At 48.4% G+C, this 26,013-nt stretch carries 20 protein-coding genes and 1 pseudogene; 5 read left to right on the forward strand and 16 right to left on the reverse strand.

Going from position 1 to position 26,013, the window contains the following annotated elements; all coding sequences use genetic code 11:
* Positions 1-84: 84 nt before the first annotated feature.
* Positions 85-1,688: pseudogene (locus JZI27_RS07590) on the reverse strand (peptide ABC transporter substrate-binding protein).
* 247 nt (positions 1,689-1,935) lie between these two features.
* Between JZI27_RS07590 and JZI27_RS07595 the strand changes: the two are divergent.
* Positions 1,936-2,658: a Crp/Fnr family transcriptional regulator gene (locus tag JZI27_RS07595; RefSeq protein WP_122910718.1), complete on the forward strand. Its 723-nt coding sequence runs from the start codon at positions 1,936-1,938 to the stop codon at positions 2,656-2,658.
* Here JZI27_RS07595 and JZI27_RS07600 read toward each other — a convergent pair.
* The 12 genes from JZI27_RS07600 to JZI27_RS07655 form a co-directional block, all read right to left on the reverse strand.
* Positions 2,639-3,115: a DUF3830 family protein gene (locus tag JZI27_RS07600; RefSeq protein ID WP_183185226.1), complete on the reverse strand. Its 477-nt coding sequence runs from the start codon at positions 3,113-3,115 to the stop codon at positions 2,639-2,641. The two genes, JZI27_RS07595 and JZI27_RS07600, sit on opposite strands and share 20 nt — an antisense overlap.
* 17 nt (positions 3,116-3,132) lie before the next feature.
* On the reverse strand, positions 3,133-4,275 hold the full coding sequence (locus tag JZI27_RS07605) for an NAD(P)/FAD-dependent oxidoreductase (RefSeq protein ID WP_183185224.1): 1,143 nt from the start codon (positions 4,273-4,275) through the stop codon (positions 3,133-3,135).
* A 24-nt stretch (positions 4,276-4,299) separates the two neighbouring features.
* A complete protein-coding gene (locus JZI27_RS07610) occupies positions 4,300-5,268 on the reverse strand; it encodes an ABC transporter ATP-binding protein (protein WP_122910715.1) in 969 nt (322 codons plus the stop codon).
* A gap of 15 nt (positions 5,269-5,283) precedes the next feature.
* A complete protein-coding gene (locus JZI27_RS07615) occupies positions 5,284-6,270 on the reverse strand; it encodes an ABC transporter ATP-binding protein (protein ID WP_280207197.1) in 987 nt (328 codons plus the stop codon).
* A 16-nt stretch (positions 6,271-6,286) separates the two neighbouring features.
* Positions 6,287-7,348 (reverse strand): M24 family metallopeptidase, encoded by a 1,062-nt coding sequence (locus tag JZI27_RS07620; RefSeq protein ID WP_183185222.1) that lies wholly within the window; start codon positions 7,346-7,348, stop codon positions 6,287-6,289.
* A 76-nt stretch (positions 7,349-7,424) separates the two neighbouring features.
* Positions 7,425-9,131, reverse strand: a complete 1,707-nt coding sequence (locus JZI27_RS07625; protein WP_122910712.1) for an ABC transporter substrate-binding protein — start codon at positions 9,129-9,131, stop codon at positions 7,425-7,427.
* A 12-nt stretch (positions 9,132-9,143) separates the two neighbouring features.
* Entirely contained in the window at positions 9,144-10,070 is a 927-nt protein-coding gene (gene opp4C / locus JZI27_RS07630; protein WP_183185220.1) for an oligopeptide ABC transporter permease, read from the reverse strand.
* Positions 10,071-10,082: 12 nt separating this feature from the next.
* Positions 10,083-11,045, reverse strand: coding sequence for an ABC transporter permease (locus tag JZI27_RS07635; protein WP_122910711.1), 963 nt, complete (start codon positions 11,043-11,045; stop codon positions 10,083-10,085).
* A gap of 37 nt (positions 11,046-11,082) precedes the next feature.
* Positions 11,083-12,255, reverse strand: a complete 1,173-nt coding sequence (locus JZI27_RS07640) for a M24 family metallopeptidase (RefSeq protein WP_122910710.1) — start codon at positions 12,253-12,255, stop codon at positions 11,083-11,085.
* Between the two features lie 14 nt (positions 12,256-12,269).
* Positions 12,270-13,565: a M20/M25/M40 family metallo-hydrolase gene (locus tag JZI27_RS07645; RefSeq protein ID WP_280207198.1), complete on the reverse strand. Its 1,296-nt coding sequence runs from the start codon at positions 13,563-13,565 to the stop codon at positions 12,270-12,272.
* Between the two features lie 9 nt (positions 13,566-13,574).
* A complete protein-coding gene (locus JZI27_RS07650) occupies positions 13,575-14,774 on the reverse strand; it encodes a M24 family metallopeptidase (RefSeq protein WP_280207199.1) in 1,200 nt (399 codons plus the stop codon).
* A 4-nt stretch (positions 14,775-14,778) separates the two neighbouring features.
* On the reverse strand, positions 14,779-16,131 hold the full coding sequence (locus tag JZI27_RS07655) for a M20/M25/M40 family metallo-hydrolase (protein WP_280207200.1): 1,353 nt from the start codon (positions 16,129-16,131) through the stop codon (positions 14,779-14,781).
* Positions 16,132-16,498: 367 nt separating this feature from the next.
* On the opposite strand from JZI27_RS07655, the gene JZI27_RS07660 reads away from it, so the two are divergent.
* Positions 16,499-19,621, forward strand: a complete 3,123-nt coding sequence (locus tag JZI27_RS07660) for a hybrid sensor histidine kinase/response regulator (RefSeq protein WP_280207201.1) — start codon at positions 16,499-16,501, stop codon at positions 19,619-19,621.
* Between the two features lie 974 nt (positions 19,622-20,595).
* Here JZI27_RS07660 and JZI27_RS07665 read toward each other — a convergent pair.
* The gene (locus JZI27_RS07665; protein ID WP_280207202.1) at positions 20,596-21,000 is read right to left on the reverse strand and encodes a DUF6223 family protein; all 405 of its coding nucleotides are present in this window, start codon (positions 20,998-21,000) and stop codon (positions 20,596-20,598) included.
* 561 nt (positions 21,001-21,561) lie between these two features.
* On the opposite strand from JZI27_RS07665, the gene JZI27_RS07670 reads away from it, so the two are divergent.
* Both JZI27_RS07670 and JZI27_RS07675 read left to right on the forward strand, forming a co-directional pair.
* On the forward strand, positions 21,562-22,248 hold the full coding sequence (locus JZI27_RS07670; RefSeq protein ID WP_280207203.1) for a response regulator transcription factor: 687 nt from the start codon (positions 21,562-21,564) through the stop codon (positions 22,246-22,248).
* On the forward strand, positions 22,245-23,366 hold the full coding sequence (locus JZI27_RS07675; RefSeq protein ID WP_280207204.1) for a sensor histidine kinase: 1,122 nt from the start codon (positions 22,245-22,247) through the stop codon (positions 23,364-23,366). The genes JZI27_RS07670 and JZI27_RS07675 overlap by 4 nt, the downstream gene beginning before the upstream one ends.
* Positions 23,367-23,651: 285 nt before the next feature.
* Here JZI27_RS07675 and JZI27_RS07680 read toward each other — a convergent pair whose 3' ends face one another.
* On the reverse strand, positions 23,652-24,938 hold the full coding sequence (locus tag JZI27_RS07680; RefSeq protein ID WP_280207208.1) for an insecticidal delta-endotoxin Cry8Ea1 family protein: 1,287 nt from the start codon (positions 24,936-24,938) through the stop codon (positions 23,652-23,654).
* Between the two features lie 411 nt (positions 24,939-25,349).
* The gene (locus tag JZI27_RS07685; RefSeq protein WP_280207205.1) at positions 25,350-25,628 is read right to left on the reverse strand and encodes a hypothetical protein; all 279 of its coding nucleotides are present in this window, start codon (positions 25,626-25,628) and stop codon (positions 25,350-25,352) included.
* Between the two features lie 126 nt (positions 25,629-25,754).
* Between JZI27_RS07685 and JZI27_RS07690 the strand changes: the two genes are divergently transcribed.
* A partial coding sequence (locus JZI27_RS07690; RefSeq protein ID WP_280207206.1) for a hypothetical protein occupies positions 25,755-26,013 on the forward strand: 259 nt, incomplete at its 3' end.

The raw sequence follows: 26,013 nt of genomic DNA on the forward strand, positions 1-26,013 counted from the left end.
TGTGAAGCCACCTTAATGGTGGTTTCTTTCAATCGTTCTACTAGACCGGGATATCGAAAAAAAAAAGAAGGGCAAGCTCGCCCTTCATTCCGTAATAGAAGCCCATTTATAATCCACGGAGCCCAAGCCATCAATAACAACATCTTGGACGTATTCGCGTTTCACCCAAGAGTTGATGTAGTAGTAAATAGGCATAACCGGCATTTCATCCATTAAAATCTGCTCAGCCTGCTCCATGATTTTCTCCCGCTTGATCGGATCCTTTTCCATTGAGGATTGATTCAGCAGCTCGATGTATTTGGAATTCTCCCATCGGGTATCATTGGTTCCCCCATCCTTGTACTTGAATAGCTCTAAAAAATTGATCGGATCGTTGAAGTCTGCCAGCCAGCCCATTCGACCCAATTGATAATTTCCATCGTGCATGTCTTCGATATGAACCTGCCATTCTTTTACTTCCAGCTTAACATCAACACCCAAGGATTCCTTCCATTGACGCAACACTTCTCTGGCGATTACCTCATGACCCTCTCCAGAGTTGATAGAAAGCGTGATGTGTGGTAACGACTTGATGCCCATTTCCATCATACCTTCTGCTAAAAGCTTTTTGGCAGTCTCGACATCGTTGTCTTTAAAATAATGCATCTCTTTTACCTTCATGGTTGGCGGAACTACGCCCAATGCTGCAATATGGTACATCGAAACGTTTTCGAACAACGTTTGTCGGTCCAGTGCATAGGCGAATGCTTTCCGAATTTTTGCATTTTGGAACGGTGGCTGCTCCGTATTAAACTTATACCAGTACACACCGCAATCGGTTTTACATATAGTAACCGATGTTCAATAAGCTTGGGTACAGCATTTGCAGGAATGTTTCCCAGAGGAGATCCCGCCCAATCTAATTCACCCTTTAGGAATTTGGAGAATTCCTGATCGCCATCCCTGATGATGGAATAATCAATTCCATCCAGCCTGACGCTGTCCTTGTCCCAATAGTTGTCGTTTTTAACTAGCTTGATTCGTTCTCCCCGTTCCCACATCGTGAGTTTAAACGGGCCATTTCCTACGTGGGTGTTTACATTTTGTGCCCAGTTCGGATTGGAGTTAGCCAATTTCTTGTTTACAGGATAGTAGCTATAAAATGATGTCAACTCTAAAAAATAGGGAGTAGGATGCTCCAATGTGACCTGTAACGTTTTGTCATTGAGTGCTTTTACTCCTACTTCATTCAGAGAGGCTTCTCCCCATTGTGCCTTCTCCGCGTTTTTGATCGGGAACATTTGGTAGGCGTAGCTTGCCGCATTTTCAGGATCGATGACTTGCTTCCACGCGTATTCAAAATCATGGGCGGTTACAGGATCCCCATTGCTCCATTTCGCATTGCGCAAATGAAACGTATAGGTGACGAGATCATCCGACACCTCAATTTTCTCTGCCATTGACTCATGGGCTTTTCCGTCCTTACCGATACGGGTCAATCCATCAAACAAAGCCTGAATAAAAGCGACAGAGGTAGTATCCTCTGCAACACTAGGATCCAAGGTTATCGGATCGCTCATCACTGCCAATCGTAAAATATGTTCATCCGAAGCGGATGCTTTCATTTCCACAGCTTGAACAGGAGCTTTCGGTAAGAGAATCGTTACGATAAGAAATATATGAAAAACCATAACTAGAAACCTTAACATTCTTTTGCCCCCCCTTTTCACACTTTTCACATTTTATATCCAATTCCAGTTATTATCAATGCAACAAAAAAACTCCTCAATCCTCTCTAAGAAATGGAAGGCTTCTAAACTCGCACAAAACAAGGAGCCCTCCAGCTACGAAGGACTCCCTTTTCGTCCAGCACTATCCCCTGGTCGATCCTGGCTATGATATAATCCTGTTTAGCGACAATCCTTTCACAATTTTCTAACAGCAGAGGTGGATACCATGCTAGAATCCATCAGAGAAGTCTATCAGGCGACCCCGTGGCTGGAGAATTTGCCCCATCAATGGGATTTGTTGAAACATGCAGGGACCCCGATGGAATGTAAAAAGGACACCATGATCTTCGAGCAGGATGACCATGCCGATCACTTGTATCTGATAGCAAGCGGCAGAGTCTGTCTCTATGCGACCACTCCATCCGGCGAGGAAAAAGCATTGGCCTTCATCGGAAAAAATGGCTTGATCGGAGAGTACGACTCGTTTGGCGACCTGCCACATGCCACCAGCGCCATTACAGTCTCTAAAACGGTTCTCTACAAGATCAGCACAAGCCAGTTCAGAGAACTTCTCAAGCAAAACTTCCATTTAGTAGAGCAGCTGCTCCATTTTGAGAGCCGCAAATACCGAATGCTGTGCGCTCAAACCTTGCAGCTGAGCTACAGTAAAGCTCCGCACCGCATCTGCGCGACGCTGATTCAGCTGGCGCTCAATTACGGTACTCCCTTGGAGCAGGATCATCTCCAGATCACGACGACCTTTACCCACCAAGAGATGGCAAATCTGGTGGGTACGACGCGTATTACCGTCATCAATACGCTCAAATGGCTGGAGCGTCACCACATTTTGAAAAAACCGAACAAATATTATGTGATCACGGATCTACATCGGCTCGAATTACTGGTTCAGGATGAGACGTGGAAGCTGACTAAGCACGCTGAATCATGATGGTTTGCTGCCCCTCCTGGATCGCCTTTGCCCCCATGAAAGCAAAGGCTTCGAGATCCTCTTGCCGTATGACCGCAAACCGGTTTCCAGGCACCCACCCCATCGGGAAAAAGGTTCGGCAATCCTGACCATAAAAGCACCCCAGATCATAGATCGGTGCAGGGATGCCATTCCAGGCAAAGGGCGGCATGTAGGTAAACAAAAGATCCCCGACCGCCGGAAAGCACGTTTGATTTTCCGGAACGATTTCATGTAACGGAGTGGTGGCGCAGCGCTCCTGCGGGAGTTGGATGGAAAGCTCCTTTCCCGTGTACATAGCATGCTTGCAGGAAATCTGCAAAGGCTCCGAGAGAATTTCCCAAATCGCCTTGCACGTAATCGGCGCCTTATCCGTCAACAGGTCTGCCCATATCTCGATCTGATGTTCGGGAAATGACAGCTTAATCTGATTGGACATGTTCTCTCTCCCTTCCATTAGACCACCCTCGGTTCGGGGATCAGCGCGTTTTGGCGGAAACGGTTGAAATGAAGCGGTGATATATCGATCGTCGGTTTGTTTCCAATGATCGTATCCGCGATGGTTTCACCAATGGCTGGAGCCATCATGAAGCCGTGTCCGCTCATCCCGATCGCTTGATAGTACCCTGCCACTTCATCCACTCCTCCGAGAATAGCCTGATGGTCAGGGGTACTATCGTAGGTACCGTCCACATGCGTGCGGAACTCTACTTGTGCCAATGGCGGAAACAGTTCCATACCTACTTCAGCGGCTTTCATTTGATAATTGAAGCTATTGTACGGAGGCTTCATATCACTTCCCAAATAGCTGAGATAGATGGTTCCATCCGTCAGCTGTTTGGCCGCGAATCCACGCTCAAAGGATATCAGCAGCGGCTCCAAAATACGTTCTTCGATTCGATTGGTGTACAAAATTCGCCGAACCTCTGGTTGAATCGGGATATCCACCCCGATGGTCGCGGCAAGTTCTTTGGAGCCCAGCCCGGCGGCATTGACCACCATGCTGCAATCGATTCGTCCACGCGCCGTTTGCACCCCGACCACCCGATCGTTCTCTACTAGAATTTGCGGAACCTCATCCAGAATAAACCGAACCCCTCGCCGTTTAGCTGCGGCTGCGAAGCTATTCGTTACATGATAGGCATCATCTGCAAATCCATCTGTCGGGCAAAAGGACGCGGACAGAAAAGTTTCTGTGTCGACTCCCGGTACAATCTCTCTCACTTCATCCCGATTGATGAGCTTTGTCGGGATGCCCAGCTTGTTTTGCAGCTCGATGCTCGGTCGATAGTTTTGTTCTGCCTGCTCGCTGTGGAACAAGTACAGGTACCCCACCTGTCGGAACTTGATCTCATATTCCGGCTCCAGCTCATCGTTAATCCGCTGATAGAAGCTGGTAGCTGCCTTGGACATCAGGCAATTGATTTCCGTCCCCCATTGCTGCCGCACACCTCCAGGGCAAATCCCCGTAATCCCTGAGGAAATCCCACCCTTATCAATCACCACAATATCTGAATATCCTTTTTTGGATAAAAAATAGGCAATGGAGCAACCTATCACCCCTGCACCCACGATCACGATTTCCGCTTTATCTCGCATCATACTGCCTCCATTCCCTCGACATTATCGTAAATGACATGCGACGAGATGCTGATTTCCCACCTCTTTATGAGGCGGCTGAACTTCCTTGCAGATCGCTTGCGCTTCCGGACATCGGGAGTAAAAACGACAGCCCTGCGGCGGATCGACCGGACTCGTCAAATCACCTTTTAACAGGATTCGCTCCCGCTTGATTTCCGGGCTGGACGACGGAATCGCACTGATCAGCGCCCGCGAATACGGGTGCTGAGGATTCCGAAAAAATTCTTCCTTTTCCGAGATTTCGACGATTTGCCCTAGGTACATCACTGCAATCCGATTGGAAATATGTTTGACAACACTTAGATTGTGCGTGATGAACAGGTATGTCAGCCCGTACTTTTGCTGCAAATCCTGAAACAGATTGAGGACCTGAGCCTGAACAGAAACATCGAGCGCCGACACGGCTTCATCCATCACGATCAGCTTGGGTCTGACAGCCAAGGCCCGGGCAATCCCGATCCGCTGGCGTTGACCGCCAGAGAACTGGTGTGGAAAATGATTCAGGAAGTGCTTTCCTAAGCCCACCTCGTACAGCAGCTCTTCCATGAACGCATCTCGTTCTTTTTCGCTCACCACCTGATGCAGCTTAATCGCCTCGCCGATGATACTACGAATCGTCAGCCTGGGATTGAGCGAAGCATAAGGGTCCTGAAACACGATTTGCATGTCTTTTCGCTTTTCCTTGAGCGCTGTTTTTCCCATTCGGTACAAATCCTGCCCTTCGAGCAAAACCTCGCCCTGCGTCGCTTCGATCAGGCGAAGTATCGCCCTGCCCGTCGTCGATTTCCCGCAACCCGATTCGCCAACCAGCCCCAGCACTTCCCCTCTGGGTATCGAAAAACTGACATCATCCACCGCTTTCAAATAGCTATTCGTCTTTGAAAACAAGCCCTTTTTGACAGGGAACCATTTGACGAGATTTTTCACCTCGAGAATGTTCTCTTTGTGCATCGGCAGCCTCTCTCCTTATCTGGGTGACGGTTCCCAACGCTCTGTGTATTTCCAGCAGCTCACCTGGCTGCCTTGATAGCCGATGAGCGGCGGTGCTTCCTCTTCACAGAGGGTTTGTTTTTCATCGCATCTGGTGCAAAAACGACACCCTTGTGGCATCTGCTGCAGGGTGGGAACAACGCCCCTGATGACCTGCAGACGCTCCCTGGTCTGCTCCAGCGTCGGAATGGAATTCATCAGTCCCTGCGAGTAAGGATGCAGCGGTTCCCTGAAAAATCGCTTGACCTCGGCATACTCGACCACCTTGCCAGCGTACATGACCGCCACATGATCTGCTGCCTCCGCGATCACACCCAGATCGTGCGTAATCAAGAGAATGGACGTTTGCAGTCGTTCCTTTAAATCGAGCATCAAATCGAGAATTTGCGCCTGCGTCGTCACATCCAGCGCTGTCGTCGGCTCATCTGCAATCAACAGGTCAGGCTGACAGGATAAGGCCATGGCGATCATCACCCGCTGCCTCATCCCTCCGGAAAGCTGATGCGGATAGTCATCCACTCTTTTCTCCGGGGATGGGATGCCCACCAGACGTAGCATGTCGATCGTCTTTGCTCGCGCTGCTTTTTTGTCCAGCTGCTGATGCAGGCGAAGCACCTCCATGATTTGCTCTCCCACGGAATAGACAGGATTTAACGAAGTCATCGGCTCTTGAAAAATCATCGAGATTTCATTGCCGCGAATGGCACGCATCTGTTCTTCGCCAAGCTGCAGCAGATTTTTGCCTTTGAACAGGATCTCGCCGCCTACAGCCTTTCCCGGAGTAGGGATCAGATTCATGACGGATAACGAGGTCAAGCTCTTGCCGCTTCCAGACTCGCCCACTACACCCAGGGTCTCCCCTTTTTTCAGCGTGAGACTGACCTTGTCTAAAGCAGGGAGAAATCCATCCTCTGTGAAAAAGCCTGTGCTCAGTTCTTTTATTTCCAGCAAATTGTCACTCACGCTACCACCCGCTTCCTTACAACCTAATCACTCGAGGAGTCCGCGTCAGCACCCGGCATCCATCTGCGGTCACCACGACCATATCTTCAATCCTGACACCGCCAACGTTTGGCACATACACCCCCGGTTCTACGGTAAACAGCATGCCAGGCTCGAGCCGGGCTGGGTTATCCATCACCACACGGGGGAATTCGTGAATATCCAAGCCAACTCCATGACCTAACCCCCGGAGGCTATAGCTTTCGAGATCTGCCGCTACCAAAACATCACGCGCCAGCTTATCCACCTCATGACAGGTGGAACCTGGCTTGATTCCAGCCACAGCCTGTTCCAAAGCCCGATGAACGCAATCGTATACGTTCTGCAACACAGGCTCCAGCTCGCCCACGATGATGGTCCGGGTTATATCGGATCGGTATCCCAGCCAGGTTGCCCCAAAGTCGATCACGATCAGATCGTTTTCCTGGATCTTGCGCTCTGTTGGCTTGGCATGAGGAAGCGCAGAGTTGGTGCCGGATGCGACAATGGTAGCGAACGCAGGTGCTTCACTTCCCAGCTTTCGCATGAGGATTTCCAGTTCGACGGCGATTTCTCGCTCGCTCACACCAGGTTGGATAAATGGGCATAGCTTTTCCAATGCGTCCTCGGCAATTTTCAAAGCTTTTTGGATGCCTCCCACCTCTTCATCCTCTTTTACCGAACGGAGCTGGATACAGATATCGACAAACGGTACCCAATCTATTCCGGGATTTCCGCTGCGAAGCGAGGAGATCTGAAAATCGGTGATTTCCTTGGACTCATAGCCGATGGAGGCAATCCCCAGCTTCCTGATCGCGTCCGAAATGACCGAAAATGGGTCCAGCCCGTGGATGATAACCTCCCAGCCTACCGCTTCCTGCCTCGCTTGCTCCGAGTAGCGCTGATCGGTGATGAGCACCGCATTCGTCGCTGTAATCAGCAGATAGCCGTTGCTTCCGGTAAAACCTGAAAAATAACGAAGATTATTAAGCGATGGGATGAAATAGGCGTCAACGCCCTTCTCCCTGATGGCGTCACGGATTTTTTCCAGTCTCTTCATACCCATTCTTCTTTCTTTCAAAAATTAGCAGGTCTCCCTCCCACTATTCGATCAGGAGGGAGCTGCTTCACCTTGCTTATTCGCTGACGGCCCAATCCTTCGCGTTGAACGTAGGACCTCGGAAATCAGGTTCAAAACCAACGAGTCTCTTGTTCGCCACATAGGGAGCTTCCTGCTCGTACAGCGGAATCCAAATCTCGTCCTCGGCCAGCTTTTTGCCTACTTCCCAGAAGATGCTCTTCCGTTTTTCCACATCGACTTCGGCGACTTGCTGCTCCAACAGCTGATCCACTTGAGGATCGGAATAGCTCACGAAATTGTAGCCATTTGGCGGCATGTATTTGCTGCCGAAGTAGCTGCGGTACTCATCTGGATCTGCTTCCACACCAAAGCCGAGAATGTAAGCATGATAATCATCGGCTGTTACCTTACGCTGTGTGCCATCCGCATTTTTCGGCAGTAGCTTGGTGACCAGTGTTGGGAAATCGAGCGCTCGCAGCTCCATGTTCACACCAATCTGCTCAAAATTTTGTTTGATCAGAGCAGCCGTTTTTTCCCGTTCTGTTTTCCCTGTCGGTACTTCCAGCGTAAAGGTCAGCTGCTTGCCTCCCTTTTCATACATGCCTTTTCCGTTCTTTGCATAGCCCGCTTCCTGCAGCAGGGCTTCCGCTTTGGCCGGATCAAAAGGATACTGAGGCAGGTTTGGATTATGGGACCAGTGATTGGACGGGAAGATATCGAATGAGACTTTGCCGTATTCACCCAAAATCGAGCCTACAATGGACGCCTTGTCGATTGCGTGAGCCAAGGCCAGACGCACTTTTTTATCCTGAAAATGCTCATTGAGCGCATTGAAGCCGATGTAGTACATGCTCAGCTGATTCGCGAGCTTCAAATCCGCGTAATCGAGTGTCTGAATACTCGGAATCTCGGCGATCGGCACAGGCGCCACATCTACCTCCCGATTGATGAAGGCAGCCAGCATGGTGTTGGTATCACCAAAGCGCGCAACGATTTTGTCCAGCTTGGGTGCTCCCTTGAAGTAGTCTTTGTTGGCTTTCAACTCAATGTACTGCCCGGATTCCCACTTGACGAACTGGAACGGTCCAGTACCAACAGGATTGCGGTTAAACTCGTGTTTCGCCCACTCCTTAGGCGACACGTCCTTCAGAAGATGCTCTGGCACGATCCCGATAAACAGACCTGAGATGAACGGTGCGAATTTATCGGTGGTCGTAAAGGAAATCGTGTTGTCGTCAATCACTTTGATTCCGGACACCTCTTGCGCTTTCCCGTCTCGCACTTCTTCCGCTCCGACGACAGGGGATACCCGCCAGTAACCGCCAGCATCATAATCTGGCTTAGCTAGCGAAGAAAAGGTAAAGGCAACATCTTTTGCGGTAAAAGGTGTTCCATCATGCCACTTCACGTTCTTTTGCAGATGAAACGTATACGTTTTGCCATCTTCGGATACGTCCCATTTCTCTGCCAGACTTCCAACCATTTTCAACTCTTTGTCGGGAATGACCAGCGAATCAAAAATCATATGTGTCACAAACGTATCGGATGACGTGGCCCAAATATGAGGATTGAGATTGCCTGGCTCACTTTCCGAGGCGATAGTAAGATTTCCGCCTTCTTTCGGCGCCGCTGTCTCCGTGGGACTGGCTGGAGTCTGTGTCTGTTGCTGTGGCTGTGGCTCTGGACTGGATGAAGAAGAGCAGCCAGTTATCGCGAAGAGGACTGCAGAAAGGAGAAGTGCTACAAAAGATCCTTTTTTCACCTGAAATACCCCCTAGTTTTTTGTCTTTGGATCAAGCGCATCGCGCAGTCCGTCCCCGACCAGATTGATCGAGAGGATCGTCAGTAAAATGGCAATTCCGGGTGGTGCCCAAATCCACGGCTTGAACTGAAGCACCATGATCGACGTCGCATCCTGCAGCATGTTCCCCCAGCTCGGGATCGGCTGCTGCACACCCACGCCCAAAAAGCTCAAGGCTGATTCTGTCAGAATGGCTTCTGCTGTTTGCAGGGTTGCCTGAACCGTGATGGGTGCCATGATGTTCGGCAAGACGTGTTTAAACACGATCACCAGATTGTTTTGTCCCAGTGCCCGTACTGCTTCCACGTACTCCATCTCCCGGATTCTCAGTACCTCTCCCCTCACCAAGCGCGTCATGGTCGTCCAGCTGACCAGACCAATGATGATCATGACATTGTAAATGCTTGGCGTCAGCATGGTGGAGACGGAGATCACAAGGAAGAGAACCGGAAAACAGATCACGATGTCTGTAACGCGCATGATGACGGCATCCACCCATTTTCCGTAGTACCCTGCCAGCAAGCCGAGGAGTACCCCAATTCCTGTGGAGATCGCGACTGCGACCAATGCGACGCTCAAGGAAATACGTCCACCGTAGATCAGCCTGCTGAGAATATCCCTCCCCAGGCTGTCCGTTCCCAGCCAATGCTCCCCGGAGGGCGGTGCCATCACATTGAGCATCCCCGTCTGATTTTTTACTGATGAATAAGGATCATAGGGAGAGATCAACGGCGCGAATACGGCAGTCAATACGAGCAGACAGAGGATCATGCCTCCGACCATCGCCAATCTGTTCTTTTTGAATCGTTTCCAGGCTTCCGCGACGATACTGTCTTTTTTCAGGGAAGAGATGGTTTCGTTTACCGCGGTGTTGCTTGCAAGATCTGCATGTTGGCTCATGTTCATCTCCCCTTACGAATATCGAATCCGCGGATCGGCCCAAGCGTAGGAAATATCGGCGATCAGATTGCCCGCCAGCACCAGAATCGAGGTGAACAGATTCAAGGCCATGATCACCGGATACTCACGGCCCACAATAGAGGATATCCCCAGGCTGCCCATCCCTGGCCAGTTAAAAATGTGCTCCGTTATATAGGCGCCGCCAAACAAAAACGGGATTGAAAGTCCAAAGATCGTAATAACGGGAATTAATGCATTACGCAGAGCATGCTTGAAGATGACCACGCTTTTGCTCAGACCTTTTGCGTGCGCCGTCCGGATGAAGTCCATCGAGAAGACCTCCAGCAGGCTGGATCTGGTAAATCGCATGACGACAGCAACAGTAGGCAGTGCCAAAACTGAGGCAGGTAAAATGATATGTTTGGCGTAGTCGATGTACAAGGCGAATCCGGTCAGATCTTTTCCGATCGTTTTCATCCCCGAGGTTGGGAACCACCCGAGCTTTAACGCAAAGAGGAAGATCAAGCCCAAACCGAAGAAAAACGACGGGATGGAAATGCCCACCAGAGACACTACCGTTAATACGTAATCAGGCGTTTTGTTGCGGTGCAGCGCAGAGTACACCCCCAGCGGAATGCCGATGACAAAGCTGAGCAGAAATGCCGTACAGGTGAGGAGCAGCGTCGCAGGCAGCCGCTCCAGTATCAATTGCGTCACAGGCTGACCTGTCTTGATCGTGTAGCCGAGATTGCCCTGCAAAATTTCTTTCAGCCAGTTGAAGTACTGGTAGATGACCGGCTTGTTGAAGCCCAGCTCCTCTTGCACCTTTTGCATCTCACTCAGCGGGATTTTCGGGTTGATCATGGTTTGCATGGGATTCCCCGGCGCCAGTTGCATGATGAAGAAGGTGAGCAAGGTAATCCCGATCAGGATGGGAACGGCCTGCAGCAGCCGACGAACAATATAGCTTCCCACGATGTAATCACCGCCTTTTTGCTTTTTTGTTTACTTTTTATGGAATGAGGATCAGTTCGTCCTGACGTTCAGTGAGGTATTCGATGCCCGCTTCGGTGACCAGGACATTTTCCTCAACGATGAAGGTCGGCCCGTCTTCTGGCAAAATCGTTGGCTCCAGCGTGAACACCATGCCTGGCTCCACCAATCCGTATGGCGCATGGCCGTAGCGCTCCCATCTCGGACCAAGCAGCGTTCCTCCGTCATGGACGTCGCGACCGATCTGATGACCAGTAGCATGAGTGATCTCCGGCATTCCTCTGTCCAGCAGCAGATTGCGTGCGACCAGATCGACCTCATAGCCCTGAACTCCTGGCTTCAAGGCTTCTCCTGCCGCAGTAATCGCTGCATGGGCCGCATCGAAGGCCGCCTGGATATGGGCTGGCGCTTTGGTCTCTCCCGGCTTGAGAAAGTAAACCGTCCGGGCGATATCAGAGACGTATCCCTCGACATCCACCGAAAAATCCATGATGACCAAATCCCCTGGAGCCACGATGGCTTCTCCCGGCGGTCGGTGAGCGATCCGCTCTTTCATAACGATTGGCATGGAAAGGGTACGGTCTACGCCATTGACCACCTCGCGCTTCTCCATTTCCTTGACGAACAGCTGCCCAATCTCGATCTCCGACATGCCTGCCCGCAATTGCGTAAAAATCTCGTCGTAAATCTCCTGCGTGACGACGATAGCTTGCTTGATTCTCTCGATCTCCAGTGGTGTCTTGATGCTGCGCAGCTTTTCCAGAAATCGTTCAGAAGAAGTGAATTCGCCGGAATAGCAATCCTTCAACACATTGCGCAGCCAGCGATAACGTCCGGTCGTCAAACCGTCCGCCAGATTTTCCTTGCGCGAGTAATTCAGCGCGATAGTCTTTGGCTGATGCTGCGTCACGAACTCTCGCAGAGTTTCACCCAATTCCGTCGAGTATTTGAGCACCTCATCAAACAAGCCTGACTCCTCGATATCCTGGGCATCGATCCTGCTGCACATCGCGTACTTTTTGCCGTCCTTGCAGATGAGAAACGCTGCCGGGCCTACGGACTTCACACCCGTAATCAAGGGCAGGCAGGGATCGCTGCCCTCGCTGGTCAGGATCAGCCACAGGTCGATATCACCCTCCTGCAAATAACGCACGGCTTGTTCCATTTTTTGTTGATGGATGACGTAGTTCATCGTCTTTCCCTCCCTTACGAATCCAAACAAATCTGTCGCAATGTTTCGGCAATCAATTTGGTGCCAAATAACAGAGAGCTGACTGTGATCGCTTCGTTGTGGTTATGTACTTTTCGCAACACATCTGCGAAGGGTAGCTGCGGCAGAAGCGGTGAAAACCCGTACACATCTGACCCTCTCGTCCCTAAAAAACGTCCGTCTGTTCTACCCAGAGCGAGAATCGGCAGCAGCGTGACGCCCGGATCATGCTCACGCAATCTGAACGCAAATGCCGTCACGAGTGCGGAATCCTCCAGCCTGCTTTCAAAGCCTGGTTCAAAGCTGTCGATCTGGTAGCTGATTCCAAATGCTGTGCACCATTTCTGGAGCAGCTCTTCCACGGCTGACTGGCTGACGTGAGGCAAAAGTCGAAATTCGATCTGTGCCTGAGCCTTGTAGGCAATAACATTGATCCGCTGCCCTACCTCAACGGAATTGACAGTGACGCTGTTTCGCAGCACATAGTGACGCAAATGCTGCAACGTGGGATCGCTTGCCATTCGCGATTCACCCATCGTTTCCAAAAATCGCTTGCCTACTCCTACAGCTTCTTCCGGGAACGTATGTGCGGTGATGTGCTCGATCGCTCTGGCCAGCTTTTCAATGGCCTGCCCTTCTGGTGGACAAGATGCGTGGCCGCCTTGCCCCGTGGCAAGAAGCGTAGCTTTGCATACTCCTTTTTCCCCGGCTGTGATGAGCATGTAGTCTTTGTCGCCGTCTGCCAGATAAAAGCCTCCGCCTTCGTTGATCACCCATCCTCCGGGAAACCACTCTGGATGCTCTCGAACGAGATATTCCATGCCCTTCCTGCTGCCTTGCTCTTCATCGGCAGTGGCGAAGAAATACACATCTCGGTTCAGTGCGTTTGTCGTGGAAGCTCGCTTTAGCAGGATGAACGCCATCAGCTCCATAGCCACTAGATTTTTGGTATCCAGTGCTCCCCTTCCGTAAATCCACCCCTCTTCTTCGACAGCGGCAAAAGGGGGATGCATCCAATCTTCTTCAGACGCTGGCACCACATCCAAGTGGCTGATCAGCAAGATCGGGCGTTCTTGGCTTTTGGCTCCCTTCAGCTTGGCGAGAAGATTGCCTCGTCCTGGCTCGCTTTCCACGATCGTGCTCTCGATCCCCTCAGCGCGCAGCACCTCGGCGATATAGCGCGCTGCTTCTGTCTCATTTCCAGCAGGGGCCGATGTGTTGATGCGGATCAGCTCTTTAAAATGCACTACCGTTTTCTCTTCCAGCTCATTCGTCCACTCGATCGAAGACATGATATCCTCCTAAGATCCACAAGCGATGGTCACCAGCTCCAGCTGCCTTTTGCTCAACACTTTCGCGCCTTCATCCGTGATGAGTACGTTTTCTTCCACGAGGATGCAGGGCAAACCATCGTCTTGAATCACCGTAGGCTCGATGGCGTAAATCTCTCCGATCTGCACGGTTCCTTCGACAGCTGGTCTTGGCGGTGTGCGGCGCGGCCCCAGCGTCGTTCCCCCGTCGTGTGTTTCTCTGCCTACCTGATGTCCTGTGGAATGGCGAATCGTCGGATAGCCAGCCGCTTCGATCACCTGACGCGCTACGGCATCTACCTCCCAGCCCTGCACGCCCGGCCGGATGAATTGAATGGCTTGCGTAATCGCGTCGATCGCGGTGCGGAACGCTCGCTGGATCTCTTCCGGCGCTTCTTTCTCGCCTGGCTTCAGCAAATACACCGTTCTGGCGATATCCGAGACATAGTCTTTCACCTTGAGCGAAAAATCGATGATCACTATGTCTCCCGGGATCGTCTTATGGTCTCCCGGCTTCCGATGGGCCAACCCATTTCGTACTGTACAAACGAGCGGTGGATCATGCGGATTGCCCAAACCATTGGAGAGACCGCGCTTTTTCATCCCTTGCACGAACAGCTCGCCGATTTCTATTTCTGTCATACCGCACTTGATTTGGGAAAATACTTCCTCGTATATCTCGATGGTAGCGTCTACTGCTTCCTGCATGCAGGTGATCTCAGCAGGAGACTTCACGCTTCGCAGCTCCTTCAGGATCGCTTCGCTCGACACCTCGATTGCCTGCAAGCGCTCTTGGCCTAGCAGCTCCTCTAACCACAGATATAATCCAAGCGTCAAGCCGTCGCACAAATGATCGTGGTTGGAAATATTGAGCGCCAGCTTTTGTGGGGCCAGCTTTTCCAGCTCCTGCACAAAAACCTCATCCAGACTGGAGTAATACGGAATCACCTCCGCGAACAAACCGGTTCCCTCGTAATTTCCTTTGTCACTCACCGTTGCAATGACCTTGTGCTGACCAGTCCGGTTGATAAAGATCGCTGCGGTATGAAACGAACGGATGCCAAACAATAGCGGCATGCATGGGTCCGAGCCTTCTCTCGTCAGCACCAGCCAGGAATCCACCCCCGCCTTTTCCAGCAGGGTCACGGCATGGTCCAATTTTTCCTTAGCAATCTGATATTTTTCCTGCACCTGATTACTCCCCTTCCGCCATGAATTGGCCAATCGCTTCGTATAAAATCTTGACTCCAAACACCAGTGAGTCCAGCGGGATGCGCTCGTTTACTCCATGCACCAACGGAAGCACCTTTTCAAATGTGACATCGGGAAGCATGGGAGAAAAACCGAACACCCGAGAGCGGTAAGGCAAAAGATGACGGCCGTCGCTGCTGCCCGTTGCGATGAACGGCACCACTTTGCTGCCCGCAATCTCCGCTCGCACCTTTCGATCAAACCAATCAAACAACGGACCTTCAAAATCCGTCTCGTACCCTTGGGCAAAGCTCACAATCTGCCAGGTCACAGGCAGGTCCTGCACCAATTGCGCCAGCTTCTTCTCGACCATTTCTCTCATAACTCCCGGCAGTAGACGGCAATCCACACAGATGACGGTTTCGCCTTGTGGCTGCCGAGCCAGCCTGCCCCCCTTCCAGATGGTGGGTGCCATTGTGTTTTCGGTCATGGCGCGCAGAACATTATCCATGAATGGACTGACATGCGGCTGCAAGAGGCGCAGCTTCTCTGCCAGTGGGGCTGAGCTTGCCTCTCCCAGCTGACAGCTTTGCAGCAATTCATCCAGGAGGTAACGCGTGGTCTTCGGTGTCTCCTCCGCCCAGCGGAATTGTGTGATCCGCCGCACCAGTTTGGCTGCAGCATGCATTGGGCGATTGTCTACGTAGTACGGAGTCGACTGACTTTTTTCCACATAGAACGTGATTTGGCAGATTCCTTTTTGTCCTGTCTCACACAGATAGTGGGGAATCCCGTTTACCAAGATGGGAAAACCGCCACCTTCGCTGATGACATGCTTGTTGCGGAAGAGTTCACCGTGTGTTTTCAGCAGTTCGAGAAGGCCATAGGTGCTGCCGCTTTCTTCGTCTGCTGTGGCGACCAGCAGGATGTCTTTTGGGAAGGTACGATTTTCCCGCTTCAACAGGATCAGCGCCATCAGCTCCATGATGGTCAGCTGTTTGGTGTCAATCGTTCCGCGTCCCCAGAGGACATCATCCACGATCTCGCCGGAAAAGGGCCCATGTTCCCAGTCATGTTCATCAGCACCAACCACGTCCAGGTGCGAAAGCAGAAGCAGTGAGCTGCTTTCCGGGGCTTCTAGTGCCTGAGCCGCACTCTGTTGATAGGAGATGAGCAGATTGCCTCTCCCCTCGGCTGTTTCTTGGATCTCGGCATGAAGACCGTTCTCACGGGCGAGCTCTGCCAGATAACGGGCTGCTTCCAGCTCATTGCCTGGTGGATTCGTTGTATTGATTTGGATCAGCTTCTGCAAATACGTGGCTGCCTCGGTTTTTACGAGGTTCCATTGAATTGACATGGAATCATTCCTTTGTTGGTGCTTGAGCAGTATTTCTGTCTTTACTTTCTGAAATGTTTTAATTTTTCACAATCTTATCATGGGTGGGAAAAAGGGATGGGTAAAATATTTTACAAATATGAAAAAAGAGGGCTGTATGGTCTGCCCTATTGGAAACGCCAAAAAGACCGCTGGACATGCGGTTTTTGATTTTACATTGGTAGAAACATCTCTATCTTTTCTTACACGACCATGCTCGCTGTGGTAAATTATGGAGTAACACCTGCTTGCCTGTATGCGACAGTAGGGGCTATATTCACATAGAAACATACTACAAAACTGATTAGGAGAGAGAACGTTCCTGGCAACTGTTTCTCCAAAATACCAAATGAAAAAGAGTCATATTTTCTTATTCATAGGCCTATTATTGGTTATTCTGTCTACCTCACGCATGGTGTGGATGGAATTGTTTCGTGAACAAAAACAAGTCTCGATTCAGAATGGACAATTAGATTTGCGGGGTTGGAATCCAGAAGACGGTGACATTCTCTTACTTGATGGGGAATGGGAGTTTTATCCCTCACAATGGTTGATGGGTGGACAACAACAAGGTACAGGCGAGGAGGCTCCAAAGCTTATACAGGTTCCAGGAGGATGGAATGAAGAATTGCATGCAGAAAAGTCAACACCGTATGGATTTGCTTCCTATCGCCTGCGTCTGTATGTAAATCCGGAGATGGACCTGAATTATAGTATTCGTGTGCCAAGTGTGCGCTCTTCCTCAGAGTTATATGTGAATGGCCGACTGCTTGCCCAATCCGGACGAGTGGCGAAATCGAAGGATGATTATATCGCGAAGAACCTGCCTTATTCTACAACCTTTACGGCCGACGAAAACGGCGTCATCGAGCTGGTCATTCAGGCGGCCAATTATATGGATAGTCGAAGCAGCGGCATTATTCGCTCGATCAAATTCGGTTCAGAAGAAGCCATTGCAAAGGAAATGAAAATCTCCATCTCCATGCAGCTTCTGGCGGTCATTATATTTCTCATGCATGCTGCCTATTCACTTATTTTGTTTTTACTAGGGAATCGAGAAAAGAAGCTGCTCTATTTTTCTTTGCTGACGCTATGTACAGCCCTTTCGAATATATTAAGTATGGATGAGAAGCTGTTTCATCTCTTGTTTTACATCGGCTATGATTGGGATTTTCGGCTATCCAATGCAGCTCTCATTATTGGCTGCTTTGCTCTGATGGAGTGTACCGACCATCGTGAACTCCCTTATTGGAGCAGGATCTATCCGATTTACAAGACAATGAATTTGGGGACTGCTGGCATTACGTTGTTTTTAGCGACTGATCAGGTCATCATGCTTTTTCCGGTGTATTTTCTATTGGTTAGTGTGGCAACAGGTATCACCATCATCGCCATCATAAAAAAAATATTGAAGGATATTAAAAGCCACCTGCTGCTGCTCTTTTCCATACTTGCGCTGATCCACCATTTAATCTGGTCGTTAAGCTGGCGGGAAATCGGAGTGAGCGTTGTCCACTACCCTTTTGATCTGATTATTGCGATGGGGTGTTTTGTCTCTGTATGGTTTCATGAATATTTCAACATGCATACGAACACAAAGAATCTTGCTGCAACTCTGCAAAGAATGAATGACCATAAGGATCAATTTTTGGCAAACACTTCCCATGAATTCAAAAATCCGCTTCACGGCATTCTGAACCTGTCACAATCTGTTTTGAAAAGGGAGCGACATTTGTTGCAGGAAAGGAGTATCAAAGAGCTTGAAACGATATTATCTGTCGGACGTCGGCTGACATTGATACTCAATGATTTGATCGATGTAAAGAGCTTGCGTGAAGGCAATCCTCGTCTACAGAAAAAAGCCCTTTTGATTCAGCCAATCGTGACCGGAGTAATCGACATGCTGCAATTCAATGCAGAGGTGAAGGCTGTCAAAATTGAAAACCATATTCCTGAAGATTTTCCTTCTGTAATGGCAGATGAAAATCGGGTCATTCAAGTGCTTTTCAATTTGCTTCATAATGCTGTGAAATATACGAATGATGGAATGATTTCGATTCAAGCGTTTGCGAAGGACGGAAGAGCTTATATCGTGATTACCGACACCGGAATCGGCATGGATCAGGACATGCTGAAGCGCCTCTTCCGTCCCTATGAGCAAGCCAATTCGAACGCGACCATGATTGAAGGCGGATTTGGGTTAGGTTTAAGTATCAGCAAACAGTTGGTTGATCTTCATGGTGGTACTTTAGAAGCGTCATCTGTTTTGGGTGAAGGCTCCACATTTACATTTTCGCTAAAGCTAGCAGGTTTGGAAGCGGAGAAAGAACAAGATGCTTCACCCTCCTTCGAAGTGTTGGCCATACAACCTACGTCGATTCAGGATAAAGTCTCAGCGAGTGTCGAAAAAGAGGAAGTCACACCAGCTGCGAAGCAAACCACTCTCCTAGAAATGAATCGAAAACGTCCGCTCATTCTCATCGTGGATGATGATCCCGTCAATCTACAAGTGCTTGAAGCAATCGTACCCCCAGATGAATATGAGGTATCGATGGTAACGAGCGGCAAAGAAGCAATGGCTATGCTGGACACAAGGGATTGGGATCTCGTGATCTCCGACGTGATGATGCCACAGATGTCCGGCTATGAGCTGACGCGAAAGATTCGCGAGCGGTTTACACTCACCGAGCTACCCGTTCTGCTCCTGACCGCCAGAAGCCAAGCGAAAGACATTCAAAGCGGTTTTTTAGCGGGAGCAAACGATTATGTGACAAAGCCAGTGGAAGCCATTGAAATAAGATCGCGGATCGAGGCGCTGACTACGATTAAACAAACCGTTCGAGAGCAATTGCGATTAGAAGCTGCATGGCTGCAAGCGCAAATCCAGCCTCATTTTATCTTCAATGCCTTGAATGCTGTAGTCGCTTTAAGTGACATTGATTTGGACGAGATGCGCACCTTGCTCGATGAGTTCAGCCATTTTTTGCGGAATAAATTCGAGTTTCAAAACATGGACGAGCTGATCCCAATCGAAGACGAGCTAAGTCTGGTCCGCTCCTATCTCTATATTGAAAAAGTTCGGTTTGCAGACAGGCTGCAGGTTGATTGGGAGATCGACAACTGCCAGGATGTAAACGTTCCTTTTCTGTCGATCCAGCCTTTAGTGGAAAATGCGATCAAACATGGCATTATGAATCGCACGCGTGGAGGAAAGATTATTATCCGGGTCTCTGTCTATGAAACGTATGCGGAAATTACCGTTGAGGACGACGGGATTGGAATGGATGAGGCACAATTGCAACGGATATTGGAAAGAAATGCAGACAGCAGGTTGGGGGTTGGATTGATCAATACAGATCAACGATTGATACGGCATTTTGGGACTGGGCTTCAGATTAGAAGTGTATTGGGTAAAGGGACGAAGGTTGCGTTTCATGTGCGGAGCAAGGTGAATACGCGGAAATTAGGGTGATTGAAGGAAAGAAAGGATGAATGGTCGAGAGAGATTACTTTTCCCGTGTTGTTGCTACATTTGGGAAAATCGTTAAGATAGCGAACTAGTGTGGCGGTAATAGGCAAAAATAAACGGCCTTAGTTCCATGGATAACGGGACTAAGGCCGCTTAACACTTTTTTCGCATCTTGTCCAAACAAGCGCTTGATAAAATCATATTTTCTAATAAACAAAGTTTGCATTACAAAAGCTTGACTTCATTCTATGAGTACTAGGTGTACAAACCACTATGTAATCAGGCCCGAATCGATACAAGCCCTGTACATCAGTGCTTCAAGCTTTTTTTGCCCTTCCATACCGCCGTCCCCTCTATTATAGGAGCATCGGCTTATTACATTTGCCGAATAGACTACAATGATTCAGATAAACTATCAACTTTTTCCGCTCCCTTATGAAGGGATTAGTATGGTAAATCGGAAAAATGATCGAATGGAAATTAGTATAAGGTGTAAACCCTAAAGTCGTAATTGAGCGCTGGGGATATGCCACAATTAAAAAACTGTAAACACATAGACTCATGTCTATTGCTAGCATACTCTAATTTTCTGAAATACCCTCATAAGCAGGCACCACTGAAATGAAGCATAAAGGAAAGAGATTCGGCTATTTCCGAAGAACGGATATAGTTGAATCTCCTATTTGATTTAACCGTATTCCAAGTTACAGCTTGAACGATAATCTCCTCAAATAAAGTCCTTGTTCCTTAGTCTCCAAAGGGGGGTACAAACAATCTTCGCAGTTGCTCCTATGTTACGTGCATTCCTGATTAGGGAAGTAGTAGCTGCTGATCCCCATGTATGCTAAACATTTTTGTCCATATCATTTTTCTCGTAGATCTTCAAACCTAAGCATCCTTACAGTATTATGGGGAGCGTAAATAGTATAGTACGTATTGAGGCCGCACGTGGAATCGTATTTCATACACCAGCAATCCTATCGGCGCCGGGAACGGACCAAAGTTAATCCGGCGAAAATCACGCTGGTTAGCCCCATCACGATTGCAACGATCGCCCCGGCTCGCCCGTCTCCTGTACCGAAATTACCCGTGTATAGGGTCAGATGCAACGTACCGTAGGCTATGACTATCAGCCCCACTACCACGGCAACAATGGCCCCACGTCGCCCGCTACCTGTGCCAAATCGACCGGCGGAGCGAGCCAAAGACAGCCCTGCGAGTATCGCGCTCATCAGCCCTACTACCGCGTCTACCGTGGCCCATAGTCGCCCGGGAGTGGTTAGTCCATATCCGACATTAGGGTTGGTTACCTCTGCGGAGGCAATAGTTGGCACAAGTACAAGCATACAAAGTATTACGAATGAACCTAGCTTCATTTTCATTAGTTCATTTCCCCTTTTGTTTTTGCAAATCGAATGAATTTTAAGTATATAAAACTTTTTCCATCAATTTCTCGAAGGCTCGAAGAGTTCGATAAGAGCAAGATTAGCTATTTATACCGCGCGATCTCCAACTTTCGGTTCACTACCGCTTTCGGATAAGTTGCTCATCATAGAATCCTCGCTTTCGATAAATTTGAAGCTCTTCGTATTCGATCCCATGATCCGGCTGTGTCGGGTTTCTCCGATTTCAGGATCTTTGTCGTTAAACAGTGTCCTCCAGGTGGTTGGTTATAGATACAATCTGGTTCGAATTCCAGGCTAAAGTCTGGAAAGCTTGATAAATCCACCTCCTACAAGGCGTACACTTTTCATTACGCCTACCCTCCCGGTTCAAATGTTTTACCTTCACAGCCACTTTACACAATAAATGTCGAGAACTTATGCAGATCCTCTTCTCATTGCGTGGATTTCTTCAAGTACCGGAGAAATCACGATATAATCTCGGTAAGCAGTTTCATTTGGTCAACGATGCAAACTACATATAGAAAAGATGTGATGAAAATGGATGCAAAACTGTTGCTTGTGGAGGACGAACCGGGCATGTTGGATGAGATGCAGACCTATTTGCTTCGCGAAGGATTTCAGGTATTGACTGCCCGTACCGGCAAGGAAGCGCTCACGATTGCCCGGTCTGAACGGCCAGATCTTGTCGTGCTTGATTGGATGCTCCCCGAGAAAAGTGGTATCGACGTATGCCGTGAGATCAGGCAAACTTCGCAATGCGGCATTATTATGGTCACGGCACGATCGGAGGAATCGGATAAAATCGTCGGACTGGAAATCGGCGCGGACGATTATTTGACGAAACCATTCAGCTTGCGAGAGCTCACTTCACGTATTCGAGCGCTACTTCGCCGCTTACACGGATTTGAGGAAAGGTCAATATTCTTGGAAAGAGATAACTTGATCATTTCCGAGGCGAAATGTCAGGTATTAAAAGACAGCCAGGAAATCCAACTGACACCGACCGAATTCAAAATTTTGTACACGCTTGCAGCTCGTCCCGGCATTGTTTTCAGCCGTTTGCAATTGTTAAAAGTGGCCTTGCAGGATGAGTACATGGGATACGAAAGAACGATGGATTCTCATATCCGAAATCTACGCCGCAAGCTGGGAGACGATCCAACTAATCCTCGTTATATTCAAACGGTATACGGTTTCGGTTACCGATTCGGTGAACCATCATGACGTTGACCGTACGCCAAAAAATATTTGTCTGTATGGGGCTGCTCGTTCTTATCCTCGGCGGCTCTCATGCCGTAACCAATCTGTTTTATATGGAGTCCTTGTTCGATCAATTCCGGAATGAAGAATTCAGTGCATCTTTTTTGAACGCTCCGCCCGCGGAACAAATCGAAATCTTGAAAACATATGTCATAGACAAGATGAAGTTGTTTTGGCTTGGAAAATGGGGATTTTTCGTAGCGACTGGCCTATTCTTCAGCTTATGGATTTCTGGGGTACTGACGCTCCCGCTTCGAAAGCTCATTGCCGCTATCGAACGCGTTGCAAAGGGGGATCTGGAGGTGAGCGTTCCTGTACAGTCAAAAGACGAATACGGGAAAGTCATCCAGACATTCAACGATATGACGCTGCGCCTGCGTGAAGCTGAGGATGCCCGTAGGCGGTTGGTGGCTGATGTCACTCACGAGCTTCGTACTCCGCTGTCCATCATGCAGCTAAAACTGGAAAATTATCAGCAGGCCGGTCATCCTGTCCCGCCGGAAATGCTTCGGATCCATGATGAAGTGATCCGATTGAGCATGCTTGTAGAAGATCTTCATGTCTTGTCGTTGGCAGAAGCAGGCAAGTTGTCGCTCGATTGCAAACCGCTCGATCTGGCGGCACACCTGGAACGAATCGTGGACGACGTGAAAGTCGAAGCGGAAGAAAACGGTTTGGAAGTTCACCTCCATACGATTTCAAGGCCGATTACCGTGATGGCCGATTCGAGACGGATCACGCAGGTTTTCATTAATTTGCTGACCAATGCAATTCGTTACACGGCTGCTGGAGGGAAGATTACGGTTGAAATCGAAGACCGGGTCGTTGATCAGAATGCTTCATTCGCACGTGTCTCGGTCATCGACACTGGTATCGGAATACCAGCCGAGGACCTTCTCCACCTATTCGATCGATTTTACCGCGTAGAAGAAGCGCGCTCGCGGCATACAGGCGGTACGGGGCTTGGATTATCCATCTCCCATCATTTTGTAAGAGCCCACGGCGGTTTTATCCGCGTTTCAAGTCAGCCTGATGAAGGCACTACATTTACTGTTTATCTGCCTATTGGCAATGAAAATTAAAACAAGTTGATAACCCTAGCGCAGAAACAAGCCCTACTGAAAATAACTTGATTTTTAGCAAGCATGAGATCTTCTAGTTGGAATAGTAACGTCAATAGACAATGAAAGACTTCTTAACATTTCCAATCAGCAATGACGTAATGCTCATGTCACGGTTTTCGATTTTTTAGGGCGTTATCTTCTAGAATCCGGTACGTTTATAACACAAAAACAGGACTTCACGGTTTGCGTAGTCCTGTTTTTGTGTTATAAATGGGGTTTCTGGTTACTTCGGCCATTAAGACCTTAGTTACTATATTTGAATCCTAGCTTTATGACAGAAATTCCTGACGTTCCTGATGGTCCAGATCCCGTCTTATAAGCACTGCAGACAAGCTTGTAATTAGACTCTACAACTGCATCCACGTCGGTTCCGCTCCAATTTTTACGATTTCCAAGCATTCCAGATGTTGAGCCATCTGAAAATAAAACTTCCACTCTACATATAATTCCTGAAGAGAATCTCAACTTCATGCCCGTAACATACTTATCCTGTGTTGCATGTAAGTAATGAGGCTCTCCACCCTTTGGATTACCAACAAAATTCCCTGAATGATCGGTATATATCAATTGCATACCATCAATGGAGTTGTACTCACGAATGTACACTTGCTTAAGTTCACCTGGTTGGTCTGTTACATTTACCGAATACGACACCTTCCTGTCATTTCCATTGATGGATAAACTATATGGCCCCATCCAAATCGTTTCAAGATTCGGGTCTACAATGGCTGGTTCACTCTCACGCCCAGGCAAGTAATGGTGGAGCGTAAAAGTCGTAGCGATACTTGCTGCAATTTTCGCAATCGCATCATTCATCCAGCTCTCTTTGATCGCTTCGCAAACCCCTTGAAAAGTTGCTTCGATACTATTAAAATCATCGCGGTAATGGACGCTTTTTCCTGTAAATGTATCTTTGGCATTCCCATGAGCTGCCCAATAAAAAAATGGAGGGACTGTAGTAGCGTTCTTGTCTGTATACCACTTTATCTCTATTTTACTTTCTCTCCATGCCTTCCATTTCGGGTAAATCTCAAGGAAAAATTTATGATAGTCTTGATATCTCTTCGTCAAATCCTTTTGCCATACTGTCGTATTGTCTTCGGTATATATTTCTTTGCCGTGACTGAGTCTTTCTCTGAGAAGCGTTAAATGTATATTGGCGATCGTAATGGTGAGGGGAATTAAATGAATGGAGTTAGATGACTCCGTGAGTTTATGATGCATAATATTTAACTGTGTAAGCATGGAGGTCATAAAGCCGCCCTTTTCACGATTACCAGCATCCACATATTGCTTCATCGTATCTTCTAAACCTTCAATCTCGTGCTTCCGTTCCTCCATCTCTTTGTCTAATATCGCTTGATCTACTAATCCCTTTACCTGCTCCTTAATGAGGCTAAAAATATCCGCTTTATCTGTTGGCCATAACTGCCCAATAGCAAAGGAAACAATAGCCCCGACATACGGAATCTTTTTTACAGCCCCCTCTGTTATGCTTTTAATTCTATTATTCCACGTATCAGCAAGCATCAAATACGTATTCCCCTTTCTTACATGGATGTATAGTAGTTCTCCTCATGTTAAATAATTCCTCCCCTTTATGACCAGGTCAGATAGCGTTTATACAAAAAAAGCCCGGATTTCCCTCTTTCAGGTATTACCGGGCAAGCTCATTTTTTTCCTGTGTGGCTTTACTTTTTGTCACTCCATACCATCTTCTCAGTAAGCTCTATCATTTCCTCCACTGTCGGGTCAGGGTGCAGGATTATCACCGTATCCCGCAATCTCTTTTCGTCCCACGTAACGACTCGAATCTCGGGCATATTAGGAAGCGGTCAATCCACGAACTTTGATAGCATGATCTCCATTCGTTCCAATCGAGCCATTTTCAGTTGGGGTAGGAATGACACCTTAAAAAGTAAAAATCCCTCAATAGAGGGATTAGTAAGTTATTGACGTTTCCTTATATTTTTTCATGACCGTATGAGCAATATCCATTTTTCCATCTAAGTAACCAGTTGGATTAACAGTAGTTATCGATCCACTTTCAAGTTCCTGCAACCTTAGATCAATAAGACAACCTGCCACCCTCGATAAATTATCGATTACTGTTAACAACTCGTTCTGTTCTTGATTCATGCCCATTTGCAATGAAGTGGCATGAATTTCAATAATCTTTTTGTGTAATTCCATAAGGTATCCTGAGTTCAATTGAGTCATCCCCATCACTTCCTTATATAAGTTTGTCTACTTCATTAATATGTTTAGGGATGATGGTTAGAACTAAGGATGAAACATAATAGAATCTCATTTAAGTATAGTTTGATTGGAAAAGGAGTTGTTTCTGTGATTTATCCATTAGTAATGTGTACTCAATGTAGGAAAAGAACTTTGATACCTGGGCTAGCAGGTATCCCTATAACCATTACTGATTGGCTGAGTTATAAGGATAGCGCCTTGAAAAATGCGAAATTCACAATTTCCTATGTGGATAATAATCAAAGAAAAGCAGTTGAGGTGGAACGATGGTATCTCTTAAGCCCCGAAATTGGATTTGAGTCATACCCCCTTATCCTGTTAAGCTGGTATCAGAAGAACAGAGGGG

The sequence above is a fragment of the Brevibacillus sp. AY1 genome (assembly GCF_029870785.1).
In the GTDB taxonomy this organism is placed as follows: Bacteria; Bacillota; Bacilli; order Brevibacillales; family Brevibacillaceae; genus Brevibacillus; species Brevibacillus invocatus.